Source organism: Kribbella sp. NPDC056345, from assembly GCF_042262745.1.
Classification (GTDB): domain Bacteria; phylum Actinomycetota; class Actinomycetes; order Propionibacteriales; family Kribbellaceae; genus Kribbella.
On the sequence record NZ_JBHJQQ010000011.1, the window covers coordinates 206,122 to 226,251 of the forward strand.

General features: G+C 68.0%; 19 protein-coding genes. 12 read left to right on the forward strand and 7 right to left on the reverse strand.

Annotation, left to right across the window (positions count from 1 at the left end):
* Positions 1–80: 80 nt before the first annotated feature.
* Positions 81–953, forward strand: a complete 873-nt coding sequence (locus ACFCV3_RS32730; protein WP_376036598.1) for a hypothetical protein — start codon at positions 81–83, stop codon at positions 951–953.
* A gap of 214 nt (positions 954–1,167) precedes the next feature.
* Positions 1,168–1,632, forward strand: coding sequence for a class F sortase (locus ACFCV3_RS32735; protein ID WP_376036599.1), 465 nt, complete (start codon positions 1,168–1,170; stop codon positions 1,630–1,632).
* Between the two features lie 39 nt (positions 1,633–1,671).
* Here ACFCV3_RS32735 and ACFCV3_RS32740 read toward each other — a convergent pair whose 3' ends face one another.
* Complete coding sequence (locus ACFCV3_RS32740; RefSeq protein ID WP_376036602.1) at positions 1,672–2,469, reverse strand: trypsin-like serine protease; 798 nt, start codon at positions 2,467–2,469, stop codon at positions 1,672–1,674.
* Positions 2,470–2,606: 137 nt separating this feature from the next.
* A complete protein-coding gene (locus tag ACFCV3_RS32745) occupies positions 2,607–3,311 on the reverse strand; it encodes a TetR/AcrR family transcriptional regulator C-terminal domain-containing protein (RefSeq protein ID WP_376036604.1) in 705 nt (234 codons plus the stop codon).
* Between the two features lie 358 nt (positions 3,312–3,669).
* On the opposite strand from ACFCV3_RS32745, the gene ACFCV3_RS32750 reads away from it, so the two are divergent.
* Positions 3,670–4,572, forward strand: a complete 903-nt coding sequence (locus tag ACFCV3_RS32750) for a hypothetical protein (RefSeq protein ID WP_376036606.1) — start codon at positions 3,670–3,672, stop codon at positions 4,570–4,572.
* Here ACFCV3_RS32750 and ACFCV3_RS32755 read toward each other — a convergent pair.
* Entirely contained in the window at positions 4,569–5,396 is an 828-nt protein-coding gene (locus ACFCV3_RS32755) for an aldo/keto reductase (RefSeq protein WP_376036608.1), read from the reverse strand. The genes ACFCV3_RS32750 and ACFCV3_RS32755 overlap by 4 nt on opposite strands.
* Positions 5,397–5,412: 16 nt before the next feature.
* The gene (locus ACFCV3_RS32760) at positions 5,413–6,585 is read right to left on the reverse strand and encodes an MFS transporter (RefSeq protein WP_376036611.1); all 1,173 of its coding nucleotides are present in this window, start codon (positions 6,583–6,585) and stop codon (positions 5,413–5,415) included.
* Between the two features lie 124 nt (positions 6,586–6,709).
* Between ACFCV3_RS32760 and ACFCV3_RS32765 the strand changes: the two genes are divergently transcribed.
* Complete coding sequence (locus ACFCV3_RS32765) at positions 6,710–7,159, forward strand: MarR family winged helix-turn-helix transcriptional regulator (RefSeq protein ID WP_376036614.1); 450 nt, start codon at positions 6,710–6,712, stop codon at positions 7,157–7,159.
* Between the two features lie 9 nt (positions 7,160–7,168).
* On the opposite strand, the gene ACFCV3_RS32770 is transcribed toward ACFCV3_RS32765, so the two are convergent.
* Positions 7,169–8,029: a LysR substrate-binding domain-containing protein gene (locus ACFCV3_RS32770; RefSeq protein WP_376036617.1), complete on the reverse strand. Its 861-nt coding sequence runs from the start codon at positions 8,027–8,029 to the stop codon at positions 7,169–7,171.
* A 71-nt stretch (positions 8,030–8,100) separates the two neighbouring features.
* On the opposite strand from ACFCV3_RS32770, the gene ACFCV3_RS32775 reads away from it, so the two are divergent.
* The 6 genes from ACFCV3_RS32775 to ACFCV3_RS32800 all read left to right on the forward strand — a co-directional run bounded on the left by ACFCV3_RS32775 (position 8,101) and on the right by ACFCV3_RS32800 (position 14,654).
* On the forward strand, positions 8,101–9,153 hold the full coding sequence (locus tag ACFCV3_RS32775) for an SDR family oxidoreductase (protein ID WP_376036619.1): 1,053 nt from the start codon (positions 8,101–8,103) through the stop codon (positions 9,151–9,153).
* Positions 9,154–9,286: 133 nt separating this feature from the next.
* Entirely contained in the window at positions 9,287–9,865 is a 579-nt protein-coding gene (locus ACFCV3_RS32780; protein WP_376036703.1) for a helix-turn-helix domain-containing protein, read from the forward strand.
* Between the two features lie 76 nt (positions 9,866–9,941).
* Positions 9,942–11,096 carry an NAD(P)/FAD-dependent oxidoreductase gene (locus ACFCV3_RS32785; RefSeq protein ID WP_376036621.1) on the forward strand — a complete coding sequence of 385 codons (1,155 nt, stop codon included), beginning with the start codon at positions 9,942–9,944 and terminating at the stop codon, positions 11,094–11,096.
* Complete coding sequence (locus tag ACFCV3_RS32790; protein ID WP_376036622.1) at positions 11,093–12,757, forward strand: FAD-dependent oxidoreductase; 1,665 nt, start codon at positions 11,093–11,095, stop codon at positions 12,755–12,757. The genes ACFCV3_RS32785 and ACFCV3_RS32790 overlap by 4 nt, the downstream gene beginning before the upstream one ends.
* Positions 12,754–13,656, forward strand: coding sequence for a dihydrodipicolinate synthase family protein (locus ACFCV3_RS32795; protein ID WP_376036625.1), 903 nt, complete (start codon positions 12,754–12,756; stop codon positions 13,654–13,656). Before ACFCV3_RS32790 ends, ACFCV3_RS32795 begins: the two co-directional genes overlap by 4 nt.
* Positions 13,653–14,654 (forward strand): proline racemase family protein, encoded by a 1,002-nt coding sequence (locus tag ACFCV3_RS32800; RefSeq protein ID WP_376036627.1) that lies wholly within the window; start codon positions 13,653–13,655, stop codon positions 14,652–14,654. Before ACFCV3_RS32795 ends, ACFCV3_RS32800 begins: the two co-directional genes overlap by 4 nt.
* Positions 14,655–14,786: 132 nt before the next feature.
* Here the strand turns inward: ACFCV3_RS32800 and ACFCV3_RS32805 are convergent, their stop codons facing one another.
* Positions 14,787–15,134 carry a UBP-type zinc finger domain-containing protein gene (locus tag ACFCV3_RS32805; RefSeq protein WP_376036629.1) on the reverse strand — a complete coding sequence of 116 codons (348 nt, stop codon included), beginning with the start codon at positions 15,132–15,134 and terminating at the stop codon, positions 14,787–14,789.
* A 138-nt stretch (positions 15,135–15,272) separates the two neighbouring features.
* The gene (locus ACFCV3_RS32810; RefSeq protein ID WP_376036632.1) at positions 15,273–15,905 is read right to left on the reverse strand and encodes an HD domain-containing protein; all 633 of its coding nucleotides are present in this window, start codon (positions 15,903–15,905) and stop codon (positions 15,273–15,275) included.
* A gap of 35 nt (positions 15,906–15,940) precedes the next feature.
* On the opposite strand from ACFCV3_RS32810, the gene ACFCV3_RS32815 reads away from it, so the two are divergent.
* Positions 15,941–16,918, forward strand: a complete 978-nt coding sequence (locus ACFCV3_RS32815; RefSeq protein ID WP_376036635.1) for a GlxA family transcriptional regulator — start codon at positions 15,941–15,943, stop codon at positions 16,916–16,918.
* Positions 16,919–17,011: 93 nt separating this feature from the next.
* Positions 17,012–20,068: a glycoside hydrolase domain-containing protein gene (locus tag ACFCV3_RS32820; protein ID WP_376036638.1), complete on the forward strand. Its 3,057-nt coding sequence runs from the start codon at positions 17,012–17,014 to the stop codon at positions 20,066–20,068.
* Positions 20,069–20,130 lie beyond the last annotated feature (62 nt).

The window sequence follows — 20,130 nt, forward strand, 5'->3', positions numbered from 1 at the left end:
GAGCGACCTCGCGCCCGGTTGGGGTTTCGGTCCACCGAATCGTGCCGGGATCGGCCGGTCCAGCGCCAGAGGAAGTTTCTGTGAACACATCGGTGCAGCAGCGGGGCAAGAAGTCTCGTCTGGCCACAGTGCTCGGCGGAGCGGGCGCACTCGCGCTCGCCGCGGGCGGCCTGTCACTGGCGCTCGCGCCGGCGGCGTCGGCCAGCGGGATCGTGAAGCCGGACAACCCGACCTGCGCCGAGCTGGTGGCAGGGTCGGAGGAGATCAAGTTCGACTCGGCGACGCCCGGGCAGAAGACCGAGCACGGTGTCACGGTCACCTGGACCAAGCGTGAACTGGTGGGCGACGACCCGCAGCACCCGGGCACTCAGTCCGGTGAACTGGTCGACTTCACGGCCGTCGGCGGCAAGGTGCTCGGCGCCATCATCAAGGGCGGTCCGGACGGGAACTTCTACGACTACCGGCCGGATGGGACCAGCGGTGGCACCAGCCTGCACCCGCCGGTCAACCCGGCCAACGACAAGTACTACGGCATCAGCCATGTCTCGTTCTGTGTCGCCAAGGTGACGACCACGCCGACGCCGACCCCCACGCCGACTCCCACCCCGACGCCGACGCCCACGCCGACGCCGACGCCGACGGACACGCCGACCGTGACCCCGAGTGACACGCCGACGCCGACGGACACCCCGAGCGAGACGCCGACCCCGACGGACACCCCGTCCGGTACGCCGACCACCTCGGCCCCGACGACGGCTCCGACGACCGTGCCGAGCAGCCCGATCGGCGTACCGACCGAGGTCGACGCGGGTCTCGGTGGCGACGCCCAGAACACCTCGGCCGGTACGGCGAGCCGGAGCCTGCTGGGCATCGGACTGCTGGGTCTCGGTGGCATCCTCGTGTTCGCCGGTGTGCTGAAGGCTCGCCAGCGCAAGGGATTCCACTCTGCCTGATCTCCGCGCGCAGCGCCGCCGTCCGGGGCGCGCCCGATCGTCCTGGCTGACGATCGGGGCCCTGGCGGCCGGCGTCGCGCTGGTCGCCGTCGGCGGATTCGTCCAGCTGCGCGACAGTGATGCGGAGCGGCAGCAGACCCTGCCGACGAATCAAGCAGGGCCGAGCAAGAACACGGCAACCTCCACCCCGTCCAGTACGACGAAGCGGCCGCCGGTGGAGGTTCGCAGTACGGCGGCGCCGCGGCCCGGGAATCCCACCAGGCTCGCGGTTCCCAGCCTGGGGATTTCCACGCGGGTGCTGGCGATCCGGGCCCGAGGCGCGACCCTGATCCCGCCGTCCAACCCGCAGCTCGTCGGGTGGTGGTCGGATGGCGCACAACCCGGTGCGGCCAAAGGGTCGGCAGTGATCACGGGGCACACCGTGCATGACGGTGGCGGCGCGTTCGACGATCTGGATCAGCTCAAGCGTGGTGCCGCAGTCCGCGTCACCACGAAGCAGGGGGTGACGGACTACGTCGTCACGTCGGTCACGACGTACCGGAAGAAGGCGCTGGCCAAGCAGGCTGCGCGACTGTTCGACCAGAGCGTCCCAGGGCGGTTGGTGCTGGTGACGTGCGAGGACTGGGACGGTACGGCGTACCTCAGTAACGCGGTCGTGGTCGCAGTACCGAAGCGATGAGTGGCCGCCCCCCCGTGGGACGGCCACTCATCGCTACAACTAGTTGTTGATCTGCGTGGTTAGCGCGGTGTAGTACGAGGCGACCTCGGCGTAGACGCCCGGGTTGCCGGCGTCGGCGCAGCCGATGCCCCAGGAGACGACGCCGAAGAGGCGGCCGTTCAGGACGAGCGGGCCACCGGAGTCGCCCTGGCAGGAGTCCTTGCCGCCTGCCTTGTAGCCGGCGCAGATCTCACCGTTGGCGACGTAGCCCTCGCTGGCGTACTGCTGCTGGCAGTAGGAGTCACCGAGCACCGGCGTGAGCACCTTCTGGAAGCGGTCCGAGGGACCGGTGCCCTCGGTCTCGCCCCAGCCGTACACGGTCGACTGCGCGCCGACCGCGTCGGCGGCCCGGCTGGACTCCAGCGGCAGCGTGGCGACACCGGTGAACGGCGTGGCCAGCGTCAGTACGGCGACGTCGTGGCCGCCCTCGCGCCCGTACAGCGGGTCCTTCCAGATCTTGGAGATCTTCGAGGTCTTACCGGCCGTGGTGCGCAGGTCGTCGCGGCCCTGGACGGCGGTGTAGGTACTCATCGGCTGGGTGACGCAGTGCGCCGCGGTGACGATCTTGTTCGCCTTCACGAGCGTGGCGCCGCAGTACTGGTCGTACGGGTCGGACGAGCGCGTGTTGTTCAGCGCGATCGCCCACGGGGTCTGCGCGGTACTGGCCAGCGTTCCACCGACGATCGGGGCCGGCGGCTTGGACTGGGCGGCCTGCGCCTGACCCACTGCTCCGGCCGATGCCGTCACCAAGATGACGGCGGCAAACGCGGCACGGGCGAGCTTGAGCTTTCCTGTCATGCCTCACACTCCAGGGTGATGTTTTGGGGCCGCAGGGCGGCGCGGACCCATAACTGTGAAGAGTTGTACGGCGACAGGGAGTAGCACAAGCGATTGACAGGGCACAGTGGTGACGGGTCATCCCTGTGTCACGAGGGTCAGGAAAGCTGCCGTGGCCGCAGCCCGACCAGAATCACCCGGAGCCCCGCGGAAAACCGTGCTTCCGGACCAGCGCGGTTGGCTCGGTTGAGGTAGGCGGCCAGACTCTCGGCGCCGACACCGAGCTGGTCGCCTGCCTTGTTGGCCCACTGGCGCTCGGTCAGTCCGCTGCGGCGGACCATCGCGGACCACGCGGAGTCCGTGACGGCCGAGCCGATCAGATAGTGGAAGACAGCCGAGACCGCGGAGTCGAGATGCTCGCCCTTGAAGCGGGCGCCGGCCAGGATCGAGACGAGCTGGTCGGTGAAGGCCTGGTAGTTCGGGCCGAGGCCGGCGTGGGTCGCGAGCAGCTGCGGCGCCCAGGGGTGCTCCCACAACGCCCGGTACGCCGCTGTGCAGGCGAGGGTCAGGTGGTCCCGCCAATCGCCCGGGCCGGGGTCGGCGAGCGCCGTACCGAGGATTTCGTCGACTGCCAGCTCGAGCAGATCGTTCTTGTTGGCGATCCGCCAGTAGAGGGCGGACGTCGCGGCGGTGCCGAGCTCGGCGGCGATCTTCCGCATCGAGAAGCCGTCCAGGCCGTCGCGGTCGAGGAGGTCGATCGCGGTCCTGATGATCTGCTCGCGGGTGAGCGGTGCCCGGGTCGCCTCGGCCTCGGTCCGGAGCCAGACCGAGCCGAGCGCCGTTCGTTCGTCTGCTGCTCGCACTGAAACAGTGTGTCAGATCTGAAGACATCGTGTTAGCAACCAAAGTCGCACGGCGAGGGACGGAGGGTGGACGATCCGGTGGTGCCGTCGGCGAAGACTCGGGGGTATGAGCGAATCGCGGATGGATCGGGCGCAGTTCCTTCGACGTGCGGCGGCTCTTGGGTTGGTCGCGGGGGCAGCAGGTACTGCGGCGGGTGGCGCCCTGCCAGGTCCCGCCGCTGCCGCCGTGGGGAGTGAGACGCAAGCCCGCTTCCTGGGTGCAGGTGGGCGGCGGGGGTTGGCGTTCCGGGGGGTGGCTTATGACGTGGGGACGGGGTTCCTGGGGGATGACAGTCGGGTGCGGTGGAGTCACGAGTTGATGCAGGGGGAGGTTCGGGCTGTTCGGGATCGGCTGCACGCCAACTGGGTGAGTGTCTATGGGAGTGATGTGGGGCGGTTGGTGGAGACGGCGGAGGAGGTGTTGCGGCGGGGGATGGCGGTTTCGGTGCAGCCTCGGGCGTTCGATGAGCCGCAGGCGGATGCGTTGGGGAAGTTGCGGGAGGTGGCGATCGGGGCCGAGCGGTTGCGGCGGCGGCTCGGGCCGGAGGTGATGCTGGTGGTGGGGTGCGAGTTCATGTTGTTCACGCCGGGGATCGTGCCGGGGGCGGACTTCTTCGAGCGGGTCGCGTATCTGGCCAAGGGTGACTACGACATGACCGAGCTGCAGCGGAAGTTCCGGGTGTTCACCGCGCAGATGGTGAAGGTTGCCCGGCGCCACTTCCACGGGCGGATCACGTACGGCGCCGCGCACGACCTGGAGAACGTGGACTGGTCGCTGTTCGACCTCGTGGGTCTGGACTTCTACGGAACTGATCCGAAGGAGCTGGTGCCCTTCCGGCGGTGGGGGAAGCCGATCATGATTCTGGAGTTCGGGTGCTGCACGTTCACCGGGGCGCCGGAGCTGGGCGGGATGGGTTGGGACATCGTCGACGCCAATGGCGAGATTCCGGCGCAGTACGTCCGTGACGAGCAGACCCAGGCAGATCACCTGGTGAACATGCTCAAGGTGTTCACAGCCGAAGGCATCCTCGGGGCGTCGATGTACACGTTCATCTCACCGGACGTCCCGCACCGGCCGGACGACCGCCCGCACGACCTGGACATCGCGGCGTACAGCCTGTGCAAGGTACTGCGGAAGGACCCCGACGACCCAGCATCGCCGTACCGCTGGGAATCGAAGAAGTCCTTCCATGCCGTCGCGAACTACTACGCGAACTGCTAAGCCACGTTGAACGTATCCGGGTGCGGCCCGGTGCGCTCGCCGCGGTCCAGAGGGGTGATCGTGGCGAGGTCCTCGGCCGACAGGTCGAAGTCGAACACGTTGAGGTTCTCCTTGATCCGGGCCGGCGTGACCGACTTCGGGATGACGATGTTGCCGAGCTGGAGGTGCCAGCGCAGTACGACCTGAGCAGGGGTGCGGTCGTGCTTGGCAGCGAGCGCCCGGATCACCGGGTCGGTCAGCAGCGAACCGCCCTTGGCCAGCGGGCTCCACGCCTCGGTGCGGATACCGAAGTCGGCGCCGTACGCACGGATGTCCTCTTGCTGCAGGAACGGGTGCAGCTCGACCTGGTTGACGGCCGGGGTGATGCCGGCGACCTCGGCGAGCCGATCGAGGTGCTGCGGCTGGAAGTTGGACACGCCGATCGCGCGCACCCGCCCATCGGCCAGCAGCTTCTCCAACGCGCGCCACGTGTCGACGTACAGGTCGAGGTCCGGGGCGGGCCAGTGGATCAGGTAGAGGTCGAGGTACTCGAGGCCGAGCAGCCCGAGGCTCTGATCGAAGGCCCGCAAGGCCTTGTCATAGCCCTGGTCGGCGTTCCACAGCTTGGTCGTCACGAACAGCTCGGAGCGATCGATGCCGGAGGCAACCAGTGCCTTCCCGACGCCGGCCTCGTTCTGGTACGCCGCCGCCGTGTCGATACTGCGGTAGCCCGCCTCGAGCGCCGCCGTCACAGCCGCGGTCGTCTCCTCGTCCGGGACCTGGAAGACGCCATACCCGAGCTGAGGCATCTCGACGCCGTTGTTGAGCTTCACGGTGGGAATCATCGGTGGATCAAATCCTTCAGACAGTAGTGAGAACAGGTGAGGTGCGGCGCTGCCGGTCCAGTGCCCCGGAGAGCACGGCGACACTCAGGCCGGCGAGAGCGAGGGCGGCGCCGACCCAGTTCGGGGCGGTGTAGCCGAAACCGTGCGAGATGGTCAGGCCGCCGAGGTACGCGCCGATCGCGTTGCCGAGGTTGAAGGCGGCGATGTTGGCCGCGGAGGCCAGCGCCGGGGCACCGGCCGCCTTGTCCATGACCCGCTTCTGCAGCGGAGCCACGGTCGCGAACCCGGCCGCGCCGAAGATCGCGATGGTGATTGCCGACGGCAACTTGGCGTGTGCGGTGAAGACGAACACGACCAGTACGGCGGCCAGCAGCGTGAGGATCAGGTACAGACTCGGCATCAGTGAGCGGTCTGCCGCCTTGCCGCCGAGGAGGTTGCCGACGACCAGACCGCCGCCGAAGAGCACGAGCAGCCAGGTGACCGCCCCGGCCGAGAAGCCCGCGACCTCGGTCATCATCGGCGCGATGTAGGTGAACGACGCGAACACCCCGGCGAACCCGAGCGCGGTCATCGCCAGCGCCAGCCACACCTGCACGTTCTTGAACACGGCCAACTCGACCCGCAGACCCGGTCCCTCGGCGGTGTCCTGCTTCGGGACCAGGAACATGATCCCGAGCAGGCCGATCACGCCGAGCGCGGTCACCGCCCAGAACGTCGACCGCCAGCCGAACTGCTGACCGAGCGCCGTACCGCCGGGGACGCCGAGCACGTTGGCCACGGTCAGCCCGGTGAACATCAGCGCGATCGCACTGGCCTGCTTGGCCTTCGGAACCAGGGAGGCCGCGACCACCGAGCCGACGCCGAAGAACGCGCCGTGGGCCAGGGCGGCGACGATCCGGCCGGTCATCAGTACGCCGTACGTCGGGGCGAGCGCGGAGAGCAGGTTGCCGGCGATGAAGACACCCATCAGTGCGATCAGCACGGTCTTGCGGGACACCTTGGACCCGATCGCGGTCAGCAGCGGGGCACCGACCACGACGCCGAGCGCGTAACCGGAGATCAGCAGCCCGGCCGACGGGATGCTGACGCCGAAGTCGGTCGCGACCTCGGGCAGCAGGCCCATGATGACGAATTCGGTGGTGCCAATCCCGAAGGCACCGATGGCCAGAGCGAGCAACGCCGCGGGCATGGGATCTTGTCTCCTCTATCTGTAGTCTTACAGCTATTACCGGCGTCCGCGATAGTTGCAGACGCGGGCTATTGCACAAGCGCTATGATGGCGCATGCAATCGTAAAGTTCAAGTGGAGGAGCCGTGGGACTACCGGACGACGCCGCCGAGGCGCGGGCGCAGGGCTGGCGCACCCTGGCTGCTCTGCATGCCCGGATCGAGGACGAGCTGGAGCGCGCACTGCAGAAGCAGCACGGCCTCTCCGTGAGTGAGTACGGCGTGCTGGACGTGCTGGCCCGGCAGGACGAGCACCACCTGCGGATGAATCAACTGTCGACGGCTGTCGTGCTCAGCCAGTCCGCGACGACCCGCCTGGTCAGCCGCCTCGAGGACCGCAAACTCCTCGAGCGCTACCTCTGCCCGACCGACCGCCGTGGCATCTACACCGAGGTCACCCAGGCCGGCCGCGACCTCCTCGACCAGGCCCAGCCCACCCACGACGCCGTACTGACCGAAGCCCTCCGCAAGGCAGCCGAGCTCCCCGAGCTGGCACCCCTGGTCACCGCCCTGGACAAGCTGACACTGACGGTCTGACCTTCCGCGTCAGTCAGCGAGCAGGCTGATGAATGCCGCGGCGAGCGGGTCGGGGGTGCCGCGCGTGTACGCCGTCAGAGCGCGGCTGATCGGGGGATCCGGGCGGAGGATGTGGCCGTCGTAGCTTGACGGGAGGATGTTCGCCGGGACGAGGGCTGGGCCGAGTCCTGCGGCGGCTAGGGCTGGGGCGGCGGCCGTCTGTTCGGTACGGATGGCGATGCGGGGCTCGAAACCTGCTTGTGCACAAGCGATATCGAGTACGTCGGACAGTCCGTGGCTCGGTGCGTAGTGGACCCATGAGCGGTCGGCCAGGCCGGTCAGGGTGACGGTGTCCCCGATGGCCGCTGGGTCGTCGGCGGCGACAACGACCACGAAGTCCTCGGAGCCCAGTGGGTGCACGGTTCCTGGCCAATCGGTCGGTTCCGGTCCGATGGCGAGGTCGGCCTGGCCGGCTTGCATGGCTTCGACGAGTTCGTCGGTGTGCCGGTGCTCGAAGAGGCGGATGCCGACCTCGGGGTAGGACTGGCGCCAGCGGCGTAGGGCGGCCGGGAGGATGCCCAGCGTGATCGAGTAAAGGGTTGCGATCTGCAGCTCACCGACCTCGAGACCGGCTGCTTGGCGGGCGGCGCATTGGGCACGGTAGGCGTCGGCCAGGGCGGCTCGGGCGTGCGGGATCATCGCGCGGCCGGTCGAGGTGAGGCGGACGTTGCGGGGCAGCCGCTCGAGCAGGGGACCGCCGGCTGAACGTTCGAGGGCGCGGATCTGGTGGGACAACGCCGGCTGGGTCACGTGCAGCTGCTCGGCCGCCTTCGTGAACGAGCCTGTGTCCACCACGGTGACCAGATACTCGAGCTGCCGCAAGGTTGTCATGAGCACAGCTTATGGGACCGGTGATAACTATGCCTTGGCCTTATCTGCGCAGGTCAGGCAGGCTGTTGGGCATGGAGAACGTGGCGTTGGTGGTGGGTGCGCGAGGTGTGATCGGGACGAACCTGGTCGATCACTTGGCTTCACTGGAGGATTGGCGAGTGATCGGGCTGTCGCGGCGTGGGGGCGTCGACGTACCGGGGAAGGTTCGGCAGCTCGCGGTGGATCTGCTCGATCCCGACGACACCCGGGACAAGCTCGCCGGGCTCTCCGAGGTGACGCACGTGTTCTACGTGGCGTACCAGGATCGGCCGACCTGGGCCGAGCTGGTGCCGCCGAATCTGGCGATGCTGGTGAATGTCGTGGATGCGATCGAGCCGGTGGCGCACGGGTTGCGGCACGTCAGTCTGATGCAGGGGTACAAGGTGTACGGGGCTCACCTTGGCCCGTTCAAGACGCCGGCGCGGGAGGACGATCCGCCGCATCTGCCGCCGGAGTTCAACGTCGATCAGCAGAAGTTCCTCGAGGCACGGCAGGTGGGCAAGACGTGGGACTGGTCGGCGTTGCGGCCGTCCGTGGTCGGTGGTGTTGCCTTGGGCAACCCGATGAACCTTGCGGTCGCGATTGCCGTCTACGCCTCGCTGTCGAAGGAGCTCGGCGTACCGCTGCGGTTCCCCGGCAAGCCAGGCGCGTACGACGCGTTGCTGGAAGTCACCGACTCCGGCCTGCTGGCGAATGCCGCGGTGTGGGCGGCGACCGCGCCGGCCGCGGCGAACCAGGCGTTCAACATCGCGAACGGCGATCTGTTCCGGTGGAGTGAGCTGTGGCCGAAGATCGCGCGCTGGTTCGAGATGGACGTCGCGCCGCCGCTGCAGATGTCGCTGCAGGACGTGATGGCCGACAAGGAGCCGGTCTGGAAGCAGTTGCAGGCGACGCACGGGTTGGCGGCGACGTCGTTCGCGGAGGTGTCGTCCTGGCCGTTCGCGGACTTCGTGTTCGGCTGGGACTACGACTTCTTCGCCGACGGATCGAAGGCGCGGCGAGCAGGCTTCCACCAGTACGTCGCCACCGAGGAGATGTTGTTCCGGATCTTCGCCGAGCTCAGGCGGCAGCGGGTGATTCCGTGAGTGGCGTGCAGACGAACTGTTAGTACGCGTGGCGTGGGGCCCGATCGCAGGCGTGAGGCGCCGCCGTCGGTGGCCGAATCGGTGACTATTACCCGTCCTTCTGTACACCCTCTAAGCTCCGGGTGTGGCTGCGATGGGTGCGGGTCGGGTGCTGGGAGCGAATCTGCGGGCGCGCCGGGACGAGCAGGGGATTTCGCTGTCCGAGCTCGCCCGGCGATCGGGGATCGCCAAGGGGACGTTGTCGCAGCTGGAGTCGGGGAGCGGGAATCCGACCATTGAGACCGTGTTCAGTTTGTCGAACGCTCTCGGGGTGCCGGTGTCGGCGCTGCTGAGCGATGCGCCGACGGCCGATCTGATCCTCGTGCGGGCGGCGGAGGTCGACGTACTGTCCGGTGAGGCGATCGACCTGCGGATGGTACGGCGGCTGGAACCGGCCGGCGGGTTGTTCGAGATCTACACGCAGGACGTGCGGCCGGAGGCCGTGCAGCACTCGGACGGGCATCCCGGGATCGAACACCATGTGGTGCTGAGCGGGCGGCTGCGGGTGACATCACGCGGCCGGACCGAGGAGCTCGGGCCGGGGGACTACCTGGCGTTCCGGGCCGGCGGGCCGCACGAGTACGAGGCGGTGGACGGGCCGGTGCGCTCGGTGCTGCTGCTGGAGTACCCGCCGGACGCGGCGCCGTCCGGTCCGGGTCCGCATCGCAGCTGAAACGTTGACCGCGGGCCGGTGTGCGCCGTACTCTCGAAATCGTTCAGTTTAATGAACGGTCCCTGAGGAGGTCGCCGTGCCGCAGCCCGACGTGGTCGTCGTCGGTGCGGGGATCGTCGGCGCTGCCTGCGCCGAGGCGCTGTCGGCGGCCGGGGTCCGGGTGCTCGTGATCGATCGCGACGGATCTGCCTCCGGTACGACGGCGGCCGGGGAAGGCAATGTGCTTGTCTCCGACAAGGAGCCCGGGCCGGAGCTCGAACTGGCGCTCGCGTCGCGCTTCGAGTGGGAGACGGTGCTCGCGCGACTGCCGGAGCGGGTGGCGGATGTCGAGTGGGAAGCCAAGGGTGGCGTGGTCGTGGCGACTGGCGATCCGGCGCCGCTGAAGGCGTTCGCGGCGAAGCAGCAGGCGGCAGGGGTCGATGCTCGGGTGATCTCCGCTGGTGAGGCGTTTGAGCTGGAGCCGTTGCTGACGCCACGGGTGACGGGTGCGGTGCACTATCCGGAGGACGCGCAGCTGCAACCGGTGCTGGCGGCAACGGCTTTGCTCGCTGCGGTTCGGGATCGTGGTGGTGAGGTTCGGTCCGGGGTGACTGCGCTGGGGTTGCGGCGGGCGGCCTCGGGGCGGGTGATCGGGGTTGAGACGACTGACGGCGTGATCGCGTGCGGCGCCGTACTGAATGCTTGTGGGCCTTGGGCTGGCGCGTTCAGCGCGGAGGCTGGTGCGCCGATTCGGGTGTTGCCGCGGCGGGGGATGGTTTTGGTGACGGCGCCGCTGCCGGAATGCGTTCGGCACAAGGTTTATGACGCTGACTATGTGGGTGCGGTCGGGAGTGGGGACGCTGAGCTGCAGACGTCGACGGTGGTCGAGTCGACGCGCGCTGGCACGGTGTTGATCGGGTCCAGTCGGGAGCGGGTCGGGTTCGACGAGTCGCTGCGGGTTCGGGTACTGCGGGAGTTGGCTCGGAAGGCTGTTGGGTTGTTTCCGTTTCTGGGTGAGGTGGCGGTGATGCGGGCGTACGGCGGGTTTCGGCCGTACGCGCCGGATCATCTGCCGGTGATCGGGCCGGATCCGCGGGTGCCGGGGTTGTGGCATGCGACCGGGCATGAGGGGGCGGGGATCGGGTTGGCTGCTTCGACTGGGCGGTTGGTGACTGAGCTGCTGCTGGGGCTGGCGCCGCACGTTGCGGCCGAGCCGTTCCGGGTGGATCGGGAGGCGGTGATCTCCGGGTGACTTCCTTCTTCTCCATGGATTTGGCCGGTACGGCGGACGTCGTACCGGTGACTGTGGATGGTTCGCCGGTGGAGGCGGTTGCTGGGCAGACCGTGGCTGGGGTGTTGCTGGCGCGGGGGCAGGATGCTTGGCGGACTACGCGGGGTGGGGAGCGGCCGCGGGGTGTGTTCTGTGGGATCGGGGCTTGCTACGACTGTTTGGTCGTGGTGAACGGGGTTCCGGATGTGCGGGCTTGCCAGCGGACGGTTTCTGCGGGGGACGAGATTCGCTCGCAGGCTGGGGCTGTGTTGCCTCGCGGTGGTGGTCCTGGTGGGTCGACTGGTGAATCGCTTCGTGCTGACGTTGTGGTGGTGGGGGCTGGGCCGGCGGGGATGGCCGCTGCGCTGGCCGCGGCTGATGGTGGTGCGTCGGTGGTTTTGGTTGACGCCGGGCGTGCTTTGGGCGGGCAGTTCCATCGGCAGGCTGCTGCGGAGTTCGGCGTACGGCGGAAGTCGTTTGTGGGTGATCGGGTGCTGTCGCATGAGCTGATCGCGTATCTGCCGGAGTCGTCGGTGTGGGCGGTCGAGGGGACCCGGCTGTGGGTGCAGCGCGGGGCGGCGGATGCGCCGGGGCGTTCGGTGTTTGCGGTTGATGGACTGGCGGTGGTGTTGGCGACTGGTGCCTACGATCGGGTTTTGCCCTTCCCTGGTTGGGATCTGCCGGGGGTGTACACGGCGGGCGCCGCGCAGGCGCTGGCGAAGGGGCAACGGATCGCGGTCGGCCGGCGGGTAGTAGTCGCGGGAACGGGACCCTTCCTGCTGCCGGTCGCGGAGTCGCTGATCGGGGTTGGTGCTGCTGTCGTCGGGTTGTTCGAAGCCAATCGGTTGTCCACTGTTGTTCGTGGGTGGGCGCCGGATGCATTGGTTGCTGTGGGCAAGCTTGGCGAGGCGGTTGGTTACGCACGCACGCTTGCTCGCCATCGTGTTCCCCTCCGGCATGGGTGGACTGTCGTCGCAGCACACGGGACCGACCGGGTGGACGCAGTAACCGTCGCCCGCCTCGACGCCGGGTGGAACCCGATCCCCCGCACCGAACGCCGGTTGGAGTGCGATGCGGTGTGCGTGGGCTTCGGTTTCACACCACAGCTGGAGCTGGCGGTAGCCGCCGGCTGCAACCTCGCTGACGACGGCCTCGCAGTCGCCGTGGACGCCGAGCAACACACAAGCACCCCGGGAGTCTTCGCCGCAGGCGAGCTCACCGGCATCGGCGGCGCTGACCTGTCAGCCGCCGAGGGCCGCATCGCAGGCGCCGCCGCAGCCCAACACGCCGCCGCGACAACCCCCACCGTGGCGGATCGGCGGGTTGGGCGGTTGCGGCGGTTTGCGGGGGCTTTGGGGCGGGCTTATCCGGTGCGGGAGGGGTGGAAGGGGTGGAGTTCGGCCGAGACGCTGGTGTGTCGGTGTGAGGAAGTGAGCCGCGGCGAGGTTGAGGCGGCTGTGGGTGAACGGAGTGTGGAGGGGCGGGCGTTTCGGCTTAGTTGCCGGGTGGGGTTGGGGTTGTGTCAGGGGCGGGTTTGTTCGCGGAACGTGGCTGAGCTTGTTGGTGGTAGTCCATCTATGAAACGGCCGATCGCCGTACCGGTGCGGTTGGGTGATTTGGCTGAGGCTGAGGAGAAGCTGTGACGGAGAAGCTGGATGGCGTGATCGTGGCGACGGCGTTGCCGTATCTGGAGGATGCGGGGGCGCCGGCGGGGTTGCGGCCGGATCTGGATCGGTATGCGGAGCACTGCCGGTGGCTGGTGGACAACGGGTGCCGTGGAGTGGGGCCGAACGGGTCGCTCGGTGAGTATTCGTCGTTGACCGATGACGAGCGGCGGGCGGTTGCGCGAACGGCGATCGATGCTGTGGGCAACGATGGGGTGGTGGTCGTCGGGGTGCACGGGGTCGGGGCGCACCAGGCGCGGGCCTGGGCAGAGAAGGCGGCGGAGGACGGGGCGGATGGCGTACTGTGCCTGCCGCCGACGATGTACCGGGCGAACCGCGGCGAGGTGCTCCACCACTTCGCCGAGGTGGCCAAGGCCGGGTTGCCGGTGATGGTCTACAACAACCCGATCGACACCAAGGTCGACCTGACACCGGCACTGCTCGCCGAGATCGCGCAGATCGAGAACATTGTTGCGGTCAAGGAGTTCTCCGGTGACGTCCGGCGGATCCTGGAGATCCGGGAGCTGGCTCCGGACCTCGCGGTCATCGCCGGGGCCGACGATCTGACGCTCGAGGCGCTGCTGATGGGGGCGACCGGGTGGTTCGCCGGGTTCCCGAACGTGTTCCCGGCCGAATCGGTCCGGTTGTTCGAGCTCGCCGTACAAGGCAAGCTGGAAGAGGCCCGGGCGTTGTACGAGCCGCTGGTCGCGGCGTTCCGGTGGGACTCGCGGGTGGAGTTCGTGCAGGCGATCAAGTACGGCATGGATTATGTCGGCCGGTACGGCGGCCCGTGCCGCCCGCCGCGTGGGCCGCTCGTGCCCGAACACGTCGCCCAACTGGAGCAGGACATGAAGAAAGCCGTGGAGTCCTTGCGATGAGGTCCATCCGGACGATCTCCGCGATCGACTCGCACACCGAGGGGATGCCGACCCGCGTCGTCACGGGTGGGGTCGGGGTCGTGCCCGGTACGACGATGGCCGAGCGGCGCGAGTACTTCATCAAGCACCTGGACGGGTTGCGCCTGTTCCTGATGAACGAACCGCGCGGGCACGCTGCGATGAGCGGCGCGATCCTGCAGCCGCCGACCCGGTCCGACGCGGATTGGGGTGTGCTCTACATCGAGGTCTCCGGCCTCCTGCCGATGTGCGGGCACGGCACGATCGGCGTCGCGACTGTGCTCGTCGAGTCCGGCATGGTCGAGGTGCAGGAACCAGTGACCGTCGTCCGGCTGGACACCCCGGCCGGACTGGTCGTCGTAGACGTTGCCGTGCGCAACGGTCGCGCGGAACACGTGACGCTGCGGAACGTCCCGTCGTACAGCCATTCCTTGGATGCAGTGGTCGAGGTGCCCGGTCTCGGTCCGGTGACCTACGACCTCGCGTACGGCGGGAACTTCTATGCGATCCTGCCGCTGGAGCAGCTCGGGATCCCGTTCGACCGGGCCTACAAGGACCAGATCCTGAACGCCGGCTTGGCGTTGATGGATGCGATCAACACGACGGATCGCCCGGTGCATCCGCTCGATCCCGGCATCAACGGCTGCAAGCACGTGCAGTTCACCGCACCCGGGCTCGACGGCGCCCACTCCCGCAACGCGATGGCGATCCACCCCGGCTGGTTCGACCGATCGCCCTGCGGGACCGGTACGTCGGCCCGGATGGCGCAACTGCACGCCCGCGGCGAGCTGGCCCTCGACACCGACTTCGTCAACGAGTCCTTCATCGGCACCCGCTTCACCGGCCGCCTCATCGAGGAAACCACCGTCGGTCCGCACGCTGCCGTCGTACCGACAGTCACCGGCCGAGCCTGGATCACCGGCACCGCCAACTACCTGCTCGACCCGGACGACCCCTTCCCGACCGGCTTCGTCCTATAGTCCGGCGCATGGAGTTCTCCGAGGTCCTGCGCCGGCGGCGGATGGTGCGGGAGTTCGCCGACCGGCCGATCGCACCGGAGTCCGTCGACCGGATCCTGGCCAGCGGACAACGCCCCGCGGTCGTTGGTAGATCTAGTTCAGGTGGTTCTGCCAGTCTGCGGGGACGTTGCCGGCGGGGCCGGGGACTGGCTGGTCGGCCGGGCGGGACTGGGGGTCGGCGAGGGCGGGACCGTCGTAGTACTGGGACTCGCCGTAGTGCCAGAACCAGTCCTCGCCGGGCTCGAAGCTGCGGACGATCGGGTGGCCGGTCTCGGTGAAGTGAGCCGAGGCGTGCTGCGCCGGTGATGAGTCACAGCACCCGATGTGACCGCACTCCGCACACCGCCGCAGGTGGAACCACCACCCGTCGTTGCTCAGACACTCCGCACACCCGGTGCCACTCGGCGGAACCGTGCTGTCGATCCCAGAACTCTCCGTCATACCGCACATCTTTACCCGCCCACCGCCCCCGGACAAGCGAGGTCCGGACCCCCACGCCATCACAACTGCTCCCCAGGCCGCACCCCCACGCTCAAGGCGCACCCGATCACCCAGTTGTGATGGCCTGCAGGTCCGCAGCTACTCGGGCCACGGCGAGTTCTGGATGACCTCCACGAAGTCTGTCGGGTGGAAGCCGGGGTGGAAGTGGCGGAGGACGTCGGACTTGACGTTGCCGAAGGTGGTGGCGGGGCGGTCGGCCAGGCCTTCGGTGAAGGCGGCGAGGATCTGGGGCTTGAAGTTGGGGCGGGGGTGGGCTGCGACGACGGCGGCGCGTTGGGCTTCGGAGAGGGAGTCGTAGCCGAGGCCCAGTACGTCGTACTCGACGCCGCGGGTGACGAGGGCGATCTCGGGCGCCATGTGCAGGGGGATCTCGGGGGTGGTGTGGAGGGCGATGGCCGTCCAGACGCGGTCGGCTTCAGCCACAGGGACACCGTGGGATTCGAGGAAGCGGCGGGCCTCGTCGGCGCCGTCGATCTCGAAGCGCTGGTCGGTACGGCGGTAGCGCTCGGTGAGGCCGAGGTCGTGGAAGAGGGCGCCGACGTACAGGAGTTCGGGGTCGTACTGGAGGCCGGCACTGCGGAGGGCGCCGAACAGGTAGACGCGGCGCGAGTGGTGGTAGACGAGTGGTGTCGCGGCGTCCCGGACCAGGGCCGTGGCTTCGCGGGCCAGGGTGCTGTCGGGGATCTTGACCCCGGCGATCTCTTCGGTCATGTGTCCAGGTTGACCCGGAGAGCTACGCTGCTGCCATGTCCAAATTGCCAGGACAACCACAGATTCGGACACAACGGGTCGCCTTCGTCGTGTACGACGAGGTGACGCTGCTCGACGTGAGTGGTCCGCTCGAGGTTCTCCACCAGGCCAATCGCGGGACCCCGCGCTACGAGACGATCCTCGTCTCACCGAACGGCGGCACCGTGACGACCGCGGCCGGCCTCACCCTGGCCGGCACCGTCCCACCGAACGAGGTCGGCCAGGTCGACACCGTCGTGATCGCCGGCGCCGATCACCTCGCCGAGCAGGTTCCGGACGACGTCCGCCGGACCGCCGCCGTACTGGTATCGAGGGCCGAGCGCGTCGCGTCGGTGTGTACCGGAGCCTTCGTGCTCGCCGCCCTCGGAGCGCTGGACGGCAGGAGGGCGACCACGCATTGGCGGCACGCGGAGACGCTCGCCCGCAAACATCCGAAGATCCACGTCGAGCCCGACGCCCTGCACGTCACCGACGGCCGATATGTCACCTCGGCCGGTATCAGCGCCGGCATCGACCTGACCCTCGCCCTGGTCGAGGCCGATCACGGCCCGGACGTCGCCCGGGAGGTCGCCCGCGAACTCGTGGTGTTCATGCAGCGCCCAGGCGGCCAGTCGCAGTTCTCGACGGCGATCGCGACACCGCCGGCCAAGAGCGATCCACTCCGAGTAGCGACCGCGGCCGTCGTTGCGGATCCGGCGGCCGACCACAGCCTGCCGACGTTGGCCGCCTCGGTGGCGGTCAGCCCGCGGCATCTGACTCGCCTGTTCCAGACCGAGCTGCAGACCACGCCCGGCCGGTGGATCGAGCGAGTCCGGCTGGACCGCGCCCAGCAGCTGATCCTGGATGGGCACAGCATCACCGCAGCGGCCCGGCACAGTGGTCTCGGTAGCGATGAGACGCTGCGCCGTGCGTTCGCCCGGCATCTGAGCACCACCCCGACGGAGTACAAACGTCGCTTCCAGGTGACCGGCTGATACGAAGTGGATCGAATGGTCTAACCGGGTTGCTGGACCATTTCGGCGGTACCCGTAGATCGTGGATGGGCCGCCCTTGAGAGGACCCCGCCCATGCCGTCAGTCCGCCGTCTCGCCATCGCTGCCGTGGTGGCCGCCCTGGCGTTCGCTCCGAATGCCCAAGCCAGTACGCCGCCACCCCAGAAACAGTCCGTCCAGGCCGCGCCCGGGATCGACTACTGGACCGAACCATCCAGCACGAGTGTGTTCCGGGACTCCCTGCCCAGCAAGGAATCCGGCCGCTCGATCGCTCTCGACGCCGCGGTGAACGAGGAGGAGAGCGCGCAGATCGTGCTGCGCTCGGCCGCCGCGCTGAACGTCGACGGCGTCAGCTTCGGCAACCTCACCAGTGGCGCGAACACGATCGCCGCCACCAACCTGTCGTACAACTTCGTCACCTACAAACACCTGAACGCGAACACGAAGTTCGGCAACCAGCCGATGTATCCGGCGGTCCGCAAGGCCCCCGGCGACTTCCCGGACCCACTGTCCAACGCCCGTACGGCGAGTGCCGGCCCCCGGACCGCGTTGTCGATCTGGGTGACGGCCGCGATACCGAAGGGCACGGCCGCCGGTGTCTACACCGGGACGGTGACGGTTGCTACCAGCAACGGTCCGCTCGAGGTGCCGATCTCGGTCGACGTTCGCGCGGTAACCCTGCCGGACCCGAAGGACCAGACCTTCGAAACCACCTTGTGGAGCACGTTCTTCGGTGAGCTCTCGTGGGCGCCGCAAGGCCAGACGATCGAGGAGACCTATAAGTACCCGCGGTACAGCCCGCAGTACTGGGAGATGCTGGACAAGGTCGCGACCCAGATGAAGCGGCACCGCACGAACACGCTCACGTTGCCGCTGGTGAACATGCTGGTCGACGGGAACACGACCGTCACCGACAACAGCAACGGGACCGGTGTCTACACCTTCGACTGGAGCCGGATCGACGAGGTCATCCAGTTCATGCTCGACCGGGGTGTGGTGAAGCGGCTGGAGGGCTTCTGGGTCTCGGCCGACACCTACAACTGGGGCCGGCCGCAGGACGGTATCCGGGAGGTCGAGATCGTCGACGGTACCGGCGGTCAGGGCAGGCGCAACTACGTGAACTGGGACTCGGCGAAGGCGAACAACTTCATCGACCAGTTCATCCCGCAGCTGAAGGCGCACCTGGACGCAAAGGGCTGGACCGAGAGCCTGAAGTACTGGATGCATGTCGGCGACGAGCCGGGGATCGGTGGCGGTCAGGAAGAGACGGCCTGGCGCGGGATCCTGGCCCGGATGCGGACGAAGTGGCCGACCGTCCGGGTCGGTGACGCTGCCTTCCACGAACCGGTGGCGGCGAGCGTCTCGAAGGAGATGTCGGTCGTCGTGCCGAACCTGCTCAACTACGACTCGAACCAGGCCGCGTACGACGAACTGCGGGCCCAGGGCAAGGATCTCTACTTCTACAACTGCAACATCCCGGTCGGGAACTTCCTCAACCGCTTCATCGACCAGCCGCAGTTCAACCAGCGCCTGACTCCTTGGTACGCATACTCACGCGGGGCCAACGGCTACCTGCACTACTCGATGAACGGCTGGCTGGCCGCGCTGGACGAGGAGGAGCCGAAGGGCGATCACTACATCGTCTGGCCGGACAAGGCCAACAACACGATCGAGTCCTCGATCCGGTACGAGTCGTTGCGGGACGGTATCGAGGACTACGAGGTGCTGAACATCCTCGGCCGCACAGATCCCAAACTGGCAAGGGATCTGGCGACTTCCTTGGTGCAGCGGGGCGACAAGTACAGCCCGGACACCAGTTACCAGGCGAGAATCCGGAAGATCGCGTTGGACGCCGCGGCCGGTAAGCCAGTGACCGACCTCGCTGCGGGGAAGACGGTCAGCGCGTCGAGCGCGACTGCGGGGCACGAGGCCACGAAGGCGGTCGACGGCAACGACGCTACGAGCTGGCAGCCGGCCGACTCGGGTGAGCAGTGGTTCCAGGTGGACTTCGGGCGGCAGATCCAGCTCGACGGGATCCGGCTGAACTGGGCCGGTGCCCCGGCCGCCGACTACACGGTCAAGGTCTCGTACAACGGCAGTCGCTGGAGTACGGCGTACGACGGTGGTGGCGGAACGTTCGCCGGGATCAACGGGAAGGCGCGGTTCGTCCGGATCGAGTTCGGCAGCGGGGTGTCCGGCCTGAAGGGTTTGGAGGTTGCCGGGAACGCGCTGGCGAAACAGAACCTGCTGGGCGGGCGGAACTACACGGTCAGCCCGGTGCCGAACAACAAGCCGGACAGTGGATTCGAGTCGACCGACGGTGTGCTGGCCGACGCGCATGACGACGGGCGGACGTACGGGTTCGGGGCCGGGCAGGGTACGGCGACCGTCACGTTCGATCTCGGGTCGGCGCAGAAGATCGACGAGGTTCGGCTGCATGCGTACGAGGAGTACCCGGCGTACCGGCCGGACCGGGTGACGATCGCCACGAGTACGGACGGCACGAACTGGAAGCAGAAGGGCTACCTGCCCGGTACGCCGAACGACCAGTCGAAGATCTGGTTCCAGTTCGATTTCCCGCCGGCCAGTGCGCGCTATGTCCGGGTGACGCTGCAGAAGGCGTTCACGAACGACGCTTCGGTGATGCTGATCGACGAGATCGAGGCGTATGCGAGTAGAGCCCCGGCCAACCTCGCCGCCGGCGCGGCGTACACGAAGAGCGCCCCGCCGCACGCCAACTACCCCGACAGCGGCAGCAAGGAGTCGACCGACGAGGTGATCGCCGGTCATCACGAGGACACCTTCAGCTACGGCTACACCTTCCCGGTCGGTACGACGGGCCGGGCGTCGGCGACTCTGGATCTCGGTTCCTCGCAACCGATCGGGCGGATCGAGGTGCACGACAACTACGACGGGGTCACCAAGTACTCGCCGGACCTGGTCCGGATCTCGGCCGGCAACAGCCTGGACACGATGACCGAGATCGCCGCCACGAGCGTCTCGTCGGCACAGTGGTTCCGGTTCCCGGTGCAGACCACGGCGCGGTACGTGCGGGTCGAGTACGAGAAGTATTCGCAAGGCGTGGCGGCCGACTGGATCTTCGTGGACGAGATCGCCATCTATCCGAACTGACCTGACGGGATCCCGGTCGGCGCGTCACGACACATACCCAGTGAGAACCCCCGATGGGGGAC

Excerpts from the sequence above, each read along its gene's own strand:
- ACFCV3_RS32740 (WP_376036602.1), bottom strand. The coding sequence starts at position 2,469 with ATGACAGGAAAGCTCAAGCTCGCCCGTGCCGCGTTTGCCGCCGTCATC.
- ACFCV3_RS32750 (WP_376036606.1), top strand. The coding sequence starts at position 3,670 with ATGCAGGGGGAGGTTCGGGCTGTTCGGGATCGGCTGCACGCCAACTGG.
- ACFCV3_RS32755 (WP_376036608.1), bottom strand. The coding sequence starts at position 5,396 with ATGATTCCCACCGTGAAGCTCAACAACGGCGTCGAGATGCCTCAGCTC.
- ACFCV3_RS32760 (WP_376036611.1), bottom strand. The coding sequence starts at position 6,585 with ATGCCCGCGGCGTTGCTCGCTCTGGCCATCGGTGCCTTCGGGATTGGC.
- ACFCV3_RS32770 (WP_376036617.1), bottom strand. The coding sequence starts at position 8,029 with ATGACAACCTTGCGGCAGCTCGAGTATCTGGTCACCGTGGTGGACACA.
- ACFCV3_RS32775 (WP_376036619.1), top strand. The coding sequence starts at position 8,101 with ATGGAGAACGTGGCGTTGGTGGTGGGTGCGCGAGGTGTGATCGGGACG.
- ACFCV3_RS32780 (WP_376036703.1), top strand. The coding sequence starts at position 9,287 with ATGGGTGCGGGTCGGGTGCTGGGAGCGAATCTGCGGGCGCGCCGGGAC.
- ACFCV3_RS32800 (WP_376036627.1), top strand. The coding sequence starts at position 13,653 with ATGAGGTCCATCCGGACGATCTCCGCGATCGACTCGCACACCGAGGGG.
- ACFCV3_RS32805 (WP_376036629.1), bottom strand. The coding sequence starts at position 15,134 with ATGACGGAGAGTTCTGGGATCGACAGCACGGTTCCGCCGAGTGGCACC.
- ACFCV3_RS32810 (WP_376036632.1), bottom strand. The coding sequence starts at position 15,905 with ATGACCGAAGAGATCGCCGGGGTCAAGATCCCCGACAGCACCCTGGCC.
- ACFCV3_RS32815 (WP_376036635.1), top strand. The coding sequence starts at position 15,941 with ATGTCCAAATTGCCAGGACAACCACAGATTCGGACACAACGGGTCGCC.
- ACFCV3_RS32820 (WP_376036638.1), top strand. The coding sequence starts at position 17,012 with ATGCCGTCAGTCCGCCGTCTCGCCATCGCTGCCGTGGTGGCCGCCCTG.